Consider the following 14,530-nt stretch of genomic DNA (forward strand, 5'->3'; position numbering starts at 1 on the left):
CGAACGATGCAGGAGCAGCCGGACATCGTCATCATCGGGTCGGGTATCGGCGGCTCCACCATTGCGGCGGGGCTTGCCGGCTCCGGTGCCCGCATCGCCATCCTCGAGCGCGGCGAGCGCCTGCCCGATACGCCGGAGGCGCGCAGCTACAGCTCGATCTTCGTCAAGGGCCATTTCCGGCCCAGGGAGATGTGGCGCGAGCCCGATGGTACCGAATTCAATCCGGGAAATTTCTACTTCGTCGGCGGCAATTCCAAGCTCTTCGGCGCGGTGCTCCTGCGCTACCGGGCCGAAGATTTCACCGAGATGCAGCACCTTGGCGGCGTCTCGCCGGCCTGGCCCTTTCCCTATGAGGAACTGGAGCCATGGTACGGCAAGGCCGAGCAATTGTTCGAGGTGCGCGGCGAGCTGGGCCAGGACCCGACCGAGCCGTTCCACGCTTCGCCCTATCCTCACGGCCCGGTACCGGACGAGCCGGCGATTGCCCGCGCGCGCGCCGAGTTGAAGGCGCAGGGACTGCACCCGGCGACGCTGCCGCTCGGTGTCGATATCGAGACGTGGCTCGCCGGCGGGCGCACGCCATGGGATGGATTTCCCAATACCGGCAAGGGCAAGAAGGATGCCGAGACCGCATCGCTCGCGGCCGCTCTGAAGGACCCGAATATCGAGCTGATCACCTCAGCCCATGTCGACACGCTGGAGGCAGGCCCGGGCGGGCGGATCGAGGCGATCCACTACACCCACAGGGGCGAGAGGAAGCGCCTGTCGCCGAAGCTGGTGATCCTGTCGGCGGGCGCGATCAATTCGGCGGCCATCCTGCTGCGCTCCGGCGACGGCAAGGGGCTGGCAAACGCTTCCGACCAGGTCGGCCGCAACTTCATGAACCACAATTGCAGCGCCATGCTGGCGATCAATCCGTTCAGGCGCAACGACAGCATCTACCAGAAGACGCTGATGCTGAACGACTATTACCTGACCGGCGGTAGGGATGGCCTGCCACTCGGCAATGTCCAGCTGCTCGGCAAGATCAATGCCGACATCCTCAAGGCCAATGCGCCGATCTGGGGGCCACGCTTCGCCTTCGACTTCATGGCCGGTCATGCGGTCGACTGGTACATGATGACCGAGGACCTGCCGAACCCGGAAAGTCGTATCATGGTCGACGGCAAGGGCATCATCATGCAGTGGCGGCGCTCGAACATGGAGGCACTTTCCGGGCTCGAAGCGAAGATGCGCGCGCACTTCAAGGCCGCCGGCTATCCGATCGTGCTTTCCCAGGCCTTCGACAAGCGCACGCCGTCGCACCAATGCGGCACGGTGCGAATCGGCACCGACCCGAAGGACGCGCCGCTCGACGTCTATTGCCGTGCCTTCGACCACCCCAATCTCTTCGTCGTCGACGCCGCCTTTCTGCCCACGTCCGCCGCCGTCAATCCGGCGCTGACGGTTGCCGCCCAGGCGCTGCGCGTCGCCGACCATATCGTTGCGAAGGAGTTCCGATCATGACGTCATCGACGCGTCCCGTCGCCATCGTCACCGGCGGCCGCCGCGGCATCGGGCTCGGCGTTGCCCGCGCGCTTGCGCGCGACGGTTTCGACATCGCCATCACCGGTCTCGGCGCTCCAGACACTGCCACGGACCAGACGCTTGCCGAACTTGCGGGCGACAGCGGCCGGGCCATCTACATCGAGGCCAATCTTGCCGATGTCGGCGGGCATGGCGCCACCGTTGAGCGCGTTCGCGCCGAGCTCGGCCCGATCCGCTGCCTCGTCAACAATGCCGGCATCGCCTCGGTCGTCAGGGGTGACTTTCTCGACCTGCTGCCGGAGAATTTCGACACGATCGTCGCCACCAACCTGCGCGGCACGGTGTTTTTCACCCAGGCCGTTCTGGTGTCGATGCTGACCGATCCGGCCGATGTGACGCCGCGATCGATCATCAACATCACCTCGGTTTCGGCGACGATGAGTTCGCCGGAGCGGCTCGACTATTGCATGACCAAGGCCGGGCTTGCCGCCTTCAGCCAGGGTCTGGCGCTCCGGCTCGCCAATACCGGAATCTCGGTCTTCGAGATCCGGCCGGGCATCATCCGCTCCGACATGACCGCGGGCGTCTCGGCGAAATACGACACACTGATCGATGGCGGGCTGGTGCCGATGCGCCGTTGGGGCGAGCCGGAGGATATCGGCAACATGGTGGCCGGTCTCGCCGGCGGCACTTTCGGCTTTGCCACGGGTTCCGTCATCCAGGCGGATGGCGGCCTTTCGATCGGCCGACTCTAGGAAACAGGCAGGACTTACGGACGCTCGCAAGCGGGCAGGGTTTGGAGTTATCACGTCGAAAATTTGGAACGTTCCAAATGGCGGCGGCGGAGGAAAACAGGGAATGAGCTACGACTACATCATCACCGGTGCCGGCCCGGCCGGCTGCGTTCTTGCCAACCGGCTCTCCGAGGATCCGTCGGTTCGCGTGCTGCTGCTGGAAGCCGGTGGCGGCGACTGGAATCCGCTGTTCCACATGCCGGCCGGCTTTGCCAAGATGACCAAGGGTGTTGCCAGCTGGGGCTGGGAGACCGTCCCGCAGAAGCACATGAAGGGCAGGGTGCTGCGCTATACCCAGGCCAAGGTCATTGGCGGCGGCTCCTCGATCAACGCCCAGCTCTACACCCGCGGCAACGCCGCCGACTACGATCTCTGGGCTTCCGAGGACGGCTGCGCCGGCTGGGACTATCGCAGCGTGCTTCCCTATTTCAAACGCTGCGAAGACAACCAGCGCTTTGCCGACGACTATCACGCCTATGGCGGCCCGCTCGGCGTCTCAATGCCGGTCTCGGCGCTGCCGATCTGTGACGCCTATATCCGCGCCGGCCAGGAACTCGGCATTCCCTATAACCACGATTTCAACGGCCGCCAGCAGGCGGGCGTCGGCTTCTACCAGCTCACCCAGCGCAACCGTCGCCGCTCGAGCGCATCGCTTGCCTATCTTTCGCCGATCAAGGACCGCCGCAACCTCACGGTCCGGACCGGCGCGCGCGTCGCGCGGATCGTGCTTGAGGGCACCCGCGCCGTCGGCGTCGAAGTCGTCACCGGCAAGGGTAGCGAGATCATCCGGGCGGAGCGTGAAGTGCTTGTCTCCTCCGGCGCCATCGGTTCGCCAAAGCTCTTGCTACAGTCCGGCATCGGCCCGGCCGATCACCTGAAGTCGGTCGGCGTCGCGGTGAAGCACGACCTGCCCGGGGTCGGCGGCAACCTGCAGGACCACCTCGATCTCTTCGTCATTTCTGAATGCACCGGCGACCACACCTATGACGGTGTGGCGAAACTTCATCGTACGCTATGGGCCGGGCTGCAATATGTGCTGTTCCGTTCCGGTCCGGTCGCGTCCTCGCTCTTTGAAACCGGGGGCTTCTGGTATGCCGATCCCAATGCGCGCTCGCCGGATATCCAGTTCCATCTGGGGCTTGGCTCCGGCATCGAGGCCGGCGTCGAAAAGCTGAAGAACGCCGGCGTGACGCTCAATTCCGCCTATCTGCATCCGCGCTCACGCGGCACGGTCCGGCTTTCGTCCTCGGATCCGGCGGCAGCGCCGCTCATCGACCCCAACTATTGGGAGGATCCGCACGATCGCAAGATGTCGATCGAGGGGCTAAAGATCGCCCGCGAGATCATGCAGCAGGCGGCGCTGAAGCCTTTCGTGATGGCGGAACGTCTTCCCGGCAATTCGGTCATCAGCGATGAACAGTTCTTCGACTACGGCTGCGCCAATGCCAAGACGGATCACCACCCCGTCGGAACCTGCAAGATGGGGACGGACGCCATGGCGGTGGTCGACCTCGATCTCAAGGTGCGGGGGCTGGAGGGACTGCGCGTCTGCGACAGCTCGGTGATGCCGCGCGTTCCCTCTTGCAACACCAACGGGCCGACGATCATGATGGGGGAGAAGGGCGCCGACATCATTCGCGAGCGCCAGCCCCTGCCGCCTGCCATCTTTTCCCACGAACGTAACGACAGCCGCCCGCGCGCCCGCGCCGATATCCGTTGAGGTCCCCATGATCCGCCATTGCGTCTTCATCCGCTTCCGCCCCGAAATCTCCGAGGAGGAGAAAGCAACGATCTTCGACGAGATCGTCGCGCTGAAATCACGGTTGCCGGGTTTCATGGCAGCCCATATCGGTGGCAATGTCAGCCCGGAAGTGGGCATGGACAAGGGCCATGGCCTAGGTTTCATCGTCGACTTCACCGATGCGGCGGCCCGCGACGCCTACCTGGAAGACGAGGCGCACCGCAAGACCGGCGCCAAGATCGTCGCTGCGGCCGAAGGCGGCGTTGCCGGTATCTTCGTCTACGACCTCGAAATTGCCGATTGAGTGACGATCATGCTCGAAGCGCGCCCGTTCCTGACCCGGCTATTCGAGGAAGCCGTAAGAGCCGCCGACCCCTATGAGGCAATCAAGGCGCATCTGCCCGATCCGCCAAAGGGGCGGACCGTGGTCGTCGGCGCCGGCAAGGCGGCGAGCCAGATGGCGGCCGCCTTTGAGCGGCTCTGGAAGCATCCGTTGAGCGGGACGGTGGTGGCACGACACGGCCCGATCGAACATTGCGAGCGGATCACGGTGCTGCAATCGGCCCACCCTGTGCCGGACGAAGCCGGCCTCGCGGCCTCGAGCGTGCTGCTTTACGCCGTCTCCAACCTGACAGCCGACGATCTCGTGGTTGCGCTGGTTTCCGGCGGCGGCTCGGCCCTGCTGCCGGCGCCGCCTGAAGGCTTGACGCTTGCCGACGAGATTGCGGTCAACAAGGCGCTCCTTGCTTCCGGTGCACCGATCTCAGCAATGAATGTTGTCCGCAAGCACGTGTCGCGCATCAAGGGCGGTCGGCTCGCTGCGGCGGCTTTCCCGGCGCGTGTCGTCAGCCTGGTGGTCTCCGACGTGCCCGGCGACAATCCGGCGTTCGTCGCCTCCGGCCCGACCGTTCCGGATCGCACTACGGCGGCGGAGGCACTTGATATCGTTGCCCGTTACCGCATGGCGCTGCCCGATGGGGTGATGGCGCATCTGCGCTCGGAAGCGGCAAGAGCGCCCGATCCGGACGATCTGCGTTTTGCCGGACATGAATGCCACGTGATCGCTTCGGCGAGCGTGTCTCTCGAAGCGGCCGCGGCCAAGGCGCGCGAACTCGGCATCGAGGCGCGCATTCTATCCGATGCGATCGAGGGAGAGGCGCGTGATATCGGCCGTATGCATGCGGCGCTCGCTCGTGAGGTGGCGCTCAGGAGCCGCCCCTTCGAAAAGCCGGTGGTGCTGCTTTCCGGCGGCGAGACGACCGTGACGATCTCAGGCAAGGACTACGGAAAGGGTGGGCGCAACAGCGAATTGCTGCTGTCGCTGGCGCTCGACATCGACGGCGTGGATGGCATCGATGCGCTTGCCGCCGATACGGATGGAATCGACGGTTCCGAGGATAATGCCGGCGCCTTTGCCGACGGTGAGAGCATAACCCGCATGCGGGCGGCCGGCATCGATCCGCGCCTGCACCTCGCCCGCCATGATGCCTGGTCGGCCTTTGCCGCGAGTGGTGATCTCTTCGCGCCCGGACCGACCGGAACGAACGTCAACGATTTCCGGGCGCTGCTGATCCGCTAGGACGCGGCTTTCTCGCAGAGATGTTAGCCGGATTCGGCGCCGCATGTGAAATGCAAACGCCGCCGCCGATATCCGCGGCGGCGGCGCTGTTTTGACTTGCTTCGCTTTGACTTACTTGGCGCGCTTCAGCGCATCGCCAAGGATCGAAACGATCTCGGCGAAATGCTTCTCTTCGGCGATCAGCGGCGGCGAGAAGGCGATGATGTCGCCGGTGACGCGGATCAGCAGACCCTTTTCGAAGCAATCGACGAAGACGTCATAGGCGCGGGCGCCGACAGCGCCGTCGCGCGACTGCAGCTCGATGCCGGCAATCAGGCCGATCGTGCGGATGTCGATGACGTTTGGCAGGCCCTTCATGGAATGCATGGCATCGTGCCAGGCGTCCTGCAGCTCGACAGCGCGGGTCATCAGGCCCTCGTCGCGGTAGATGTCGAGCGTGGCGATGCCGGCGGCGCAAGCGGCCGGGTGGCCGGAGTACGTGTAGCCGTGGAAGAGCTCGATCGCGTTTTCCGGACCATGCATCAGAGCATCGTGCACCTTGCGGCTGGCAAAGACAGCGCCCATCGGGATCGCGCCGTTGGTAAGCCCCTTGGCGGTCGTCACCAGATCGGGCGTGACGCCGAAGAAATCCGTCGCAAAGGGGGCGCCCAAGCGGCCGAAGCCGGTGATGACTTCGTCGAAGATCAGGAGGATGCCGTGCTTGTCGCAGATGGCGCGCAGGCGTTCCAGGTAACCCTTCGGCGGGATGAGCACGCCGGTCGAGCCGGCGACCGGTTCGACGATGCAGGCGGCGATGGTTTCGGCGCCGTGCAGCGCCACCAGCCGCTCGAGATCATCGGCAAGTTCGGCGCCGTGCTCCGGCTGGCCCTTGACGAAGGCGTTCTTGGCGAGGTCGTGGGTGTGGCGAAGGTGGTCCGAACCGGGAAGCTGCGGGAAGACGCGGCGGTTGTTGAGGATGCCGCCGACCGAAATGCCGCCAAAGCCGACACCGTGATATCCACGCTCACGGCCGATCAGGCGGGTGCGGGTGCCCTGGCCAATCGCGCGCTGATAGGCGATCGCGATCTTCAGGGCGGTGTCGACCGATTCCGAGCCGGAGCCGGTGAAGAACACGCGGTCAAGCTTCTGGCCCTCAGGACCCGGAGCGATCTCGGCGAGACGTTCGGCGAAATCGAAGGCGATCGGGTGGCCCATCTGGAAGGAGGGCGCGAAATCCATGGTCGACAGCTGGCGCTCGACGGCAGCGGCAATCTGGCGGCGACCATGGCCGGCATTGACGCACCAGAGGCCGGCGGTGCCGTCGAGGATCGTGCGGCCATCGGTGCTGGTGTAGTGCATGCCCTCGGCCGAGGCGAGCAGGCGCGGTGCCTGTTTGAATTGCCGGTTGGCGGTAAAGGGCATCCAATAGCTGTCGAGTACGGGAGCGTTGGGTTTGGTGTGCTGGTTCATGGCATCCTCCTGAAGTCGGCGATTGACGCCATGATTTGATTTGCCAAACAAGTCCTTTTCTGCTGTCACTTAACTCATTGAATTTCATCGGGTCGATGCAGTGTGTTTGCGCTATTTCGAACAACCTGAACACCAAGGTTTGATCTGCATGACAGTCGACATCGGAAACCGGCTTCGCCATCTGAGGCTCATGCACAATCTGTCGCAACGCGAACTCGCCAAGCGCGCCGGCGTCACCAACTCGACGATCTCGCTGATCGAATCGAACGCCTCCAATCCGTCCGTCGGCGCGCTGAAGCGCATTCTCGACGGCATACCGATCGGGCTTGCGGAGTTCTTCTCCTTCGAGCCGGAGAAGCCGCGCAAGGCGTTTTATGCAGCGGAGGAACTGGTCGAAATCGGCAAGGGGCCGATTTCCTACCGGCAGATCGGCGAAAACCTCTTTGGCCGCAGCCTGCAGATCCTGAAGGAATGTTACCAGCCGGGCGCCGACACCGGAAAGGTGCCGCTGGTGCATGATGGCGAGGAGGGAGGCATCGTACTCTCGGGCCGCATCGAGGTCACCGTCGATGACGAGCGGCGGATACTGGGGCCGGGGGATGCGTATTACTTTGAGAGCCGGCGGCCGCATCGCTTTCGCTGCGTCGGGCCGGTGCCTTGCGAGGTGATCAGCGCCTGTACGCCGCCGACGTTTTGAGGACGGACGGCGCCGGGGCGCCGTCCGCAGTACGTTACGAAAGCCGCGCGCAGGCGTCGGCGATGCGCGTCAACGCTAACTTCAGTTCCGCTTCCGAGGTCGCATAGGAGATGCGGAAGAACGGCGAAAGGCCGAAGGCCGAGCCGGGAACGACGGCGACGTGGGCATCGTCGAGCAGGTAGGCGCAGAAGTCCGTATCCGTCTCGATCCTCTTGCCCGAGGGCGTGACCTTGCCGAGCATGCCGGCGCAGCCGGAGAAGGTGTAGAAGGCACCTTCCGGAACGCGGCAGTCGAGACCGTCGATGGCGTTGAGGCCATGGACGACCAGGTCGCGGCGACGCTGGAAGCTGGCCGTGCGTTCCTTCAAGAATTCCTGCGGCCCGGTGAGCGCGGCGACGGAAGCGGCCTGGCTGACGGAGGAGGGGCAGGAGGTTGCCTGGCTCTGGACCACGGCCATAGCCTTGATCAGGTCACGCGGTCCGCCAGCATAACCGATGCGCCAGCCGGTCATGGCATAGGCCTTGGAGACGCCGTTGACCGTCAGAGTGCGGTCTTTCAGGCGCGGCTCGAGCTGGGCCGGGGTGACGAAGCGAAAGCCGTCATAGACGATGTGCTCGTACATGTCGTCGACCAGCAGCCACACATGTGGATGCTTCAGGAGCACGTCGAGCAGCGGCCGGTAGTCGGCAGCGCTGTAGGCGGCACCCGAGGGGTTCGACGGCGAATTCAGGAGCACCCAACGCGTCCTCGGCGTGATTGCCGCTTCGAGCTTGTCGGCTGTCAGCCGGAAGCCCGAGGAGGCGTCGCAGGGGATCAGAACCGGCTTGCCTTCGCAGATCTGGACGATATCCGAATAGGAGGTCCAGTAGGGCGTCGGGATGATCACCTCGTCGCCGGGATTGATCGACGCCATCATGGCGTTGAACAGGATCTGCTTGGCGCCGGTTGCCACCGTGATCTCGTCTTGCTCGTAGGCAATGCCGTTTTCACGCTGGAACTTTTCGCGGATCGCCTTCTTGAGGTCCGGCGTGCCGTCGAGTGCGGTGTACTTGGTTTCGCCGCGCTTGATCGCCTCGCAGGCGGCGTCCTTGACGTAGTCGGGCGTGTCGAAGTCCGGCTCGCCAGCGCCGAGAATGATGACCGGCTTGCCTTCGCGCTTCATGGCTTGCGCGCGGGCGCCGATTTTCAGGATTTCGGAGACTCCGATCGAGGAGATCCGCGAGGCGGGCTGAAAGCCCGCCTCCTTGACCGTTTGGTTGATGGTCATGGTCGAATCCTACTTAAGTGCGCCGATTATTCGATGTCGAACGACACGCCCTGCGCCAGCGGCAGAGCCTTCGAATAGTTCACCGTGTTGGTGGCGCGGCGCATGTAGGCCTTCCACGAGTCCGAGCCGGATTCGCGACCGCCGCCGGTTTCCTTCTCACCGCCGAAGGCGCCGCCGATTTCAGCACCCGAGGTGCCGATGTTGACGTTGGCGATGCCGCAATCCGAGCCGTCGACCGCCAGGAAGCGTTCGGATTCCTGCATGTCGCGGGTGAAGATCGAGGACGACAGGCCGGCCGCGACCGCATTGTGGTCGGCAACGACGGCGTCGAAGTCGCTGTACTTCATGACGTAGAGGATCGGCGCGAAGGTCTCTTCGAGCACCGGGCCAGCCTGCTTCGGCATTTCGACGAGGGCCGGCTTGGCATAGTAGCCGTTATCATAGCCGAGTTCGACGCGTTCGCCGCCGGTGACGGTGCCGCCATGGGTCTTGGCTTCGCCGATTGCCTTCTGCATGCTGTCGAAAGCAGCCTTGTCGACGAGCGGGCCGACGAGGGCGGTCGATTCCAGCGGGTTGCCGACCGAGACCGAGCCATAGGCCTTCTTCAGACGCGGAACGAGCTGGTCATAGACGCTCTCGTGCACGAAGAGACGACGCATGGTGGTGCAACGCTGGCCGGCGGTGCCCATGGCGCCGAAGGCGATGGCGCGCAAGGCCATGTCGAGATCGGCCGAGGGGCAGACGATGCCGGCATTGTTGCCGCCGAGTTCGAGGATGGCGCGGGCAAAACGCTTGGCAAGGCGCGGGCCGACGTCGCGGCCCATGCGGGTGGAACCGGTCGCCGAAACGAGCGGAACCTTCGGGTTGTCGACGAGGACTTCGCCGACGGTGCGGTCGCCGATGAGAACCTGCGACAGGCCTTCCGGCGCATCGCCGAAGCGGGCGAGTGCACGCTCGAAGATTGCCTGCGAGGCAAGCGCCGTGAGCGGGGTCTTTTCGGACGGCTTCCAGACGACGGAGTTGCCGCAGACGAGCGCCAGCGCCGTGTTCCACGACCAGACGGCGACCGGGAAGTTGAAGGCCGAGATGACGCCGACGACGCCCAGCGGATGCCAGGTTTCCATCATGCGGTGGCCGGGGCGCTCGGTGGCGATCGTCAGGCCGTATAGCTGGCGGGAAAGACCGACGGCGAAATCGCAGATGTCGATCATTTCCTGGACTTCGCCGAGGCCTTCGGAGGTGATCTTGCCGGCTTCGATCGAAACCAGGCGGCCGAGGTCGGCCTTGAAGGCGCGCAGTTCTTCGCCGAGCAGGCGGATCAGTTCGCCGCGCTTCGGTGCCGGAACCAGGCGCCAGGCCTTGAAGGCTTCATGAGCCTTTTCGATCTTGGCGGCGGCTTCCGCAGCCGAAACCGTCTTGAGGTTGCCGATCTTCTCGCCGGTGACCGGGCTGTAGGACGGCATGTCGCCGCCGGTGTAGAGTTCCTTGGCGACGCCCATCTTTTCGAGAAGCGCTGCGGCTTCCTTGGTCACGTCGACTTTTTTGGTTGCGATGTTCATGGTCTGACTCCCGTTTTCCTGGCTTGACCTATCCGAAGCGCACGCTGCCGAGCTTTCCCGGCGAGGTGAGCGTCTTCAGGCCTGCGGCCATGTCCTTGAGTTTGTCTGGTGTATAAATGTCGTAATAGGCCTGGTTGCGGCGGCCGATCGCATGTTCCGCGCTGAAGCTGCCGTGATACTCCTCAACGGCGACCGCGAAAACCCATTCGCGAAGCCGGGATTCGAAGGTCTCGTCGTTGAGAAGGTCGCTGTCCTTCGGCACGACGAGGTTGAAGTGCACGCCGCCGTCGCCGATATGGCCGAAGTCGCAGACGGTCACATCAGGGAATTTCGCCGGCATTTCGGCCTTCATATGGTCGCAGAAGGCCATGATGTCACCCCTGCGGAAGGAGACGTCGAAGGCGATCAGCTTGCCGAGATGCTTGACGCCCTCGGACAGAGCGTGGCGCAGCGCCCAGATCTCATGCGGCGGGCCGACGAAAGCATCGGCGAGCGGCGCCTCTTCCATTTCCCAGATCTCGGCAAGTGCCGATTCCAATACCGCGTCGAGCGACTGTTCGCCGTCGCGCGGTGCCCAGGTGCGGCTGATCTCGGCGAGGATGACATAGTCAGGAACGTTGCCGCCCTGGAAGGGGTTCTTCAGTGACGGCACATGGGCGAAGGCGGCCTTGACGGCGTTCTTCGACATGCCCTCGAAGGCCGAGAGATAGGCGCCGAGCCGCTCTTCCATGGCGCGGAGCAACGGCAGTACATGGGCGCCGCTTGCCGGAACGAGCAGCGCGGTTGCCGTCTGTTGCGGCAGGCGCTCTAGGTTCAGCACGCATTCGGTGACGATGCCGAAGGCGCCCGAAGTGCCGACGAAGATCTGCTTCCAATCGACGCCGGTGTTGTTCTTGCGCAGGTCGCATTGCAGGTCGAGCACGGTGCCGTCCTCGTCTGCGAGAACGACCTTGAGCCCGAGCGTGTTGCGGCGCACGTCGCCATATTTCAGAAAGCGTGAACCGCCGGTGTTGGTGGCGATCATGCCGCCGATGCGCGGGTCGGCACCAAGGTCGATCGGGAAGAATAGGCCGTGCTCTTCCAGCCGCCGGTTGAGATCGGACAGCCGAAAGCCGGCGTCGAGCCGCACCGAGCGATTGTCGAGGTCGAGCTCGAAGCGCTTCGTCAGCCGGTCGAGGCTGAGCACGGCCTCGTCGCCCGACTGATCCGGGGTCGAGCCGGAAACGAGGCCGGTGTTGCCGGATTGCGGGATCAGCGCGATGCCGTTCGTGACGCAATAGGCGACCGCAGCAGAGACTTCTTCCGTCGTTGCCGGCCGCAGCACGAGCGAAGTCCGGCCGCGATCGTAGCGCGCGCCGGTCTCGTAGGCTTCCAGGTCTTCAGGACGCGTAACGACACCCTTGTTTCCAAGGATCCCGCTCAGCGCGTCGATGTGCCGTTTGTCGATCATCAGAAAAGCATCATTCCGCAGCGATCGCGCCGGTCAAGGCCCGGATGCAGCTTTCGATCGAAGCCTGCTCGATGCCGGCATAGTGGTCGAATTCGTTGAGCACGGTGGCGCCGAGATCGCTTTCGAAGCGCTTCTGGTTCGGGCTGGCGACGAAGTCCTGCTGGGCGCCGTCGCCGAGGTTCGACTGGAAGATACCCGCGGCGCTGACCGGCAAGAAGTCTTCGTAGACGATCGCGTCGAACTGGACGAGACCGCTCGCGATCAGCGCTTCGATGTCACGCGCCGGGGAGACGCCGGCCTTGCGGCCCTTCTCCGTTAGCGAGTAGCTGAAATAGCCGAGGCCGGCTTCGCGGATGCCTGCCCAAGTGTCCGGGAAGGGCTCAAAAGCCTTGGCGAGGGCTGCTTCGTATTCGCGGGCATTGGAGCCGTCGGCGGCTGGGCGGACGATCTTGCGCGAGGCGTCGAGCAGGTCGTCGTAGAGCGCGCGGCCTTTCGGGGTCAGCGCGATGCCGCGCTGTTCGATCTCGCCGAAGCGAGCGGTGTGGGAGCCGGCCTTCCAGGCGCCGTCGGCATCCTTGAAGGAAACAGGCTCTTCCAGCGCCTTGAACGAGGTCTGGCGCAAAAGGATCGGGCACTTGCGGGTCGGCGGGCCCTCGACGACGGCCTTCGGCGCGATTTCGTATTCCGGCATCAGCGCCTGCACCATGTCGATGTCGAGCGTACGCGGCGTCAGGTGGTTGATGTGCGGACCCTTGAAGGAGACGACGTCGGCGATCAGACGATGGGCGTCGTGCAGACGCTTGTACATGTCGGCGCTGACATTGGCCTTGTCGTGCCAGCGGAAGGTTTCGAGCACTTCCGAGACGAAACGCTCAGCGTCGGCTTTGTCGAGACCGCCGTCACGTTCAGCCTTTTCGGTCAGTTCGACAGCGACGGGCGTAAAGATCCGGCGCTCGGCGAGGATCGCCTGTGACTCGGCGCGCAGGCTCTCGTCAGCGATCAAGTCCAGGCGCAGCAGCGAGGTGAAAACGCGGAAGGGATTGCGCTTCAGAGCGGCGTCACCAACGGGGCGGAAAGCCGTCGAGTGCACCGGGACACCGGCAGTCGACAGGTCGTAGTAGCCGACCGGGTACATGCCCATGACGGCAAAGACGCGACGCATCATCGATAGCTCGGCGGGTGTGCCGAGGCGGATCGCACCGTGGCGTTCCTCGGAGATGCGATCGAGCGAATCCGTGGCGTCCAGACGCTCCTTCAGGACCGGATCGGCGGCGAGCGTATCGTCGTTTACCTTGGCGACCAGTTCCATCAGCGTGCCGTAGGCCGGCACCTCTTCGCGGTACATAACCGACATGGCTGCGGAAAAGGCCGAACGGATGTCGTCGGCCGATACGAAACTATTCTCTTTCACTGGGGCTCGCCTCGCGCTATGGGTGAAGGACAAGGTCATTCTCATTTCGGATCATATCCGATCGAACTGGCCATTGATCGCGTTGCTTCTGACTATGTTGATGCGAGGCTGGAATGAAGTTAAGCCGCAGGCTGGTTCCCGACGTGACGACGCTGCAGGCGTTCGAATGCGCGGCGCGACATGGCAGCTTCACGCAGGCCGCCGCCGAGCTGAACCTTACCCAAAGCGCCGTCAGCCGGCAGATCAAGGATCTCGAAAACCAGCTCGGCGTGCTTTTGTTCGAGCGCGTGCGCCAGCGGGTGATCCTGTCGGATGCCGGCCAGAAGTTCCTGCCCGAGGTTCGCCGTCTCCTCAATCAGACCGAGGAACTGATGGTGCGCGCCATGGCTTCGGCCCGGGCGGACTCGACGCTCTCGATCGCGTCGCTCCCGACTTTCGGCAGCCGCTGGCTGGTGCCGCGCCTTCCCGACTTCCTCAAGCGCCATCCGGATACGGTGCTGAACATCGCCTCCCGTTCCGCGCCCTTCGATTTCGACGAGCAGAACTTCGATCTCGCCATTCATTACGGCCAACCGGTCTGGGCGCGCGCCACCTGCAGCTATCTGTGCAGCGAGATCATCGTGCCCGCTGCGAGCCCTGCCCTGTTGGCGAACCATCCGATCGAGACCCCCGAGGATCTCGTCGCCGGCCCGTTGCTGCATCTCGCCACGCGGCCGAAGCTCTGGGCACAATGGTTCGAGGCAAACGACATGGACGGCCGCGGCGCCTATCGCGGCAACCGTTTTGACCAGTTCTCCATGGTGATCGAAGCGGCGACGGCGGGGCTCGGTTTCGCGCTGCTGCCACGTTACCTGATCGAGCAGGAAATTGCCGCCGGCACGCTGAGCATCGTGCTCGACCGGCCGATGAAGACGGAAAACAGCTATTATCTCGCCGTGCCCGAGGGTAAGCTCGAAAACCCCATCAGCCTGGCCTTCCGGGAGTGGATCACCGAGCAAGTGGGCTGAGCGGATCGACGCTTTTCTACAAATCGAGGGAACCTTCCTCGCCGCTTCA

At 64.2% G+C, this 14,530-nt stretch carries 12 protein-coding genes; 7 read left to right on the plus strand and 5 right to left on the minus strand.

The window, feature by feature from the left end; translation table 11 throughout:
• Window positions 1–6: 6 nt before the first annotated feature.
• From ASE60_RS27880 to ASE60_RS27900, 5 genes are all read left to right on the plus strand, one after another.
• Window positions 7–1,506, plus strand: a complete 1,500-nt coding sequence (locus ASE60_RS27880; RefSeq protein WP_057254854.1) for a GMC family oxidoreductase — start codon at window positions 7–9, stop codon at window positions 1,504–1,506.
• Window positions 1,503–2,282: a 3-ketoacyl-ACP reductase gene (locus ASE60_RS27885; RefSeq protein WP_057254855.1), complete on the plus strand. Its 780-nt coding sequence runs from the start codon at window positions 1,503–1,505 to the stop codon at window positions 2,280–2,282. Before ASE60_RS27880 ends, ASE60_RS27885 begins: the two co-directional genes overlap by 4 nt.
• A 103-nt stretch (window positions 2,283–2,385) precedes the next feature.
• Complete coding sequence (locus tag ASE60_RS27890) at window positions 2,386–4,041, plus strand: GMC family oxidoreductase N-terminal domain-containing protein (protein WP_057254856.1); 1,656 nt, start codon at window positions 2,386–2,388, stop codon at window positions 4,039–4,041.
• Between the two features lie 7 nt (window positions 4,042–4,048).
• On the plus strand, window positions 4,049–4,366 hold the full coding sequence (locus tag ASE60_RS27895) for a Dabb family protein (RefSeq protein WP_057254857.1): 318 nt from the start codon (window positions 4,049–4,051) through the stop codon (window positions 4,364–4,366).
• 9 nt (window positions 4,367–4,375) lie between these two features.
• Window positions 4,376–5,641 carry a glycerate kinase gene (locus tag ASE60_RS27900; RefSeq protein WP_057255082.1) on the plus strand — a complete coding sequence of 422 codons (1,266 nt, stop codon included), beginning with the start codon at window positions 4,376–4,378 and terminating at the stop codon, window positions 5,639–5,641.
• Between the two features lie 111 nt (window positions 5,642–5,752).
• Here ASE60_RS27900 and ASE60_RS27905 read toward each other — a convergent pair whose 3' ends face one another.
• On the minus strand, window positions 5,753–7,090 hold the full coding sequence (locus ASE60_RS27905) for an aspartate aminotransferase family protein (RefSeq protein WP_057254858.1): 1,338 nt from the start codon (window positions 7,088–7,090) through the stop codon (window positions 5,753–5,755).
• Window positions 7,091–7,238: 148 nt separating this feature from the next.
• On the opposite strand from ASE60_RS27905, the gene ASE60_RS27910 reads away from it, so the two are divergent.
• Window positions 7,239–7,787: a cupin domain-containing protein gene (locus tag ASE60_RS27910; RefSeq protein ID WP_057255083.1), complete on the plus strand. Its 549-nt coding sequence runs from the start codon at window positions 7,239–7,241 to the stop codon at window positions 7,785–7,787.
• A 34-nt stretch (window positions 7,788–7,821) separates the two neighbouring features.
• On the opposite strand, the gene ASE60_RS27915 is transcribed toward ASE60_RS27910, so the two are convergent.
• Genes ASE60_RS27915 through ASE60_RS27930 form a run of 4 tightly spaced genes read right to left on the minus strand, consistent with a single transcriptional unit; the run spans window position 7,822 to window position 13,474 of the window.
• A complete protein-coding gene (locus ASE60_RS27915; protein WP_057254859.1) occupies window positions 7,822–9,054 on the minus strand; it encodes a pyridoxal phosphate-dependent aminotransferase in 1,233 nt (410 codons plus the stop codon).
• A gap of 26 nt (window positions 9,055–9,080) precedes the next feature.
• Window positions 9,081–10,613, minus strand: a complete 1,533-nt coding sequence (locus ASE60_RS27920) for an aldehyde dehydrogenase family protein (protein WP_057254860.1) — start codon at window positions 10,611–10,613, stop codon at window positions 9,081–9,083.
• Window positions 10,614–10,641: 28 nt separating this feature from the next.
• A complete protein-coding gene (locus tag ASE60_RS27925) occupies window positions 10,642–12,063 on the minus strand; it encodes an FAD-binding oxidoreductase (protein WP_057254861.1) in 1,422 nt (473 codons plus the stop codon).
• Between the two features lie 10 nt (window positions 12,064–12,073).
• Window positions 12,074–13,474 carry a VOC family protein gene (locus tag ASE60_RS27930; protein WP_057254862.1) on the minus strand — a complete coding sequence of 467 codons (1,401 nt, stop codon included), beginning with the start codon at window positions 13,472–13,474 and terminating at the stop codon, window positions 12,074–12,076.
• A gap of 113 nt (window positions 13,475–13,587) precedes the next feature.
• On the opposite strand from ASE60_RS27930, the gene ASE60_RS27935 reads away from it, so the two are divergent.
• Window positions 13,588–14,481 carry a LysR family transcriptional regulator gene (locus ASE60_RS27935; RefSeq protein ID WP_057254863.1) on the plus strand — a complete coding sequence of 298 codons (894 nt, stop codon included), beginning with the start codon at window positions 13,588–13,590 and terminating at the stop codon, window positions 14,479–14,481.
• The last annotated feature ends 49 nt before the right edge of the window (window positions 14,482–14,530 follow it).

The organism is Ensifer sp. Root278 (genome assembly GCF_001429285.1).
Taxonomy (GTDB): domain Bacteria; phylum Pseudomonadota; class Alphaproteobacteria; order Rhizobiales; family Rhizobiaceae; genus Ensifer.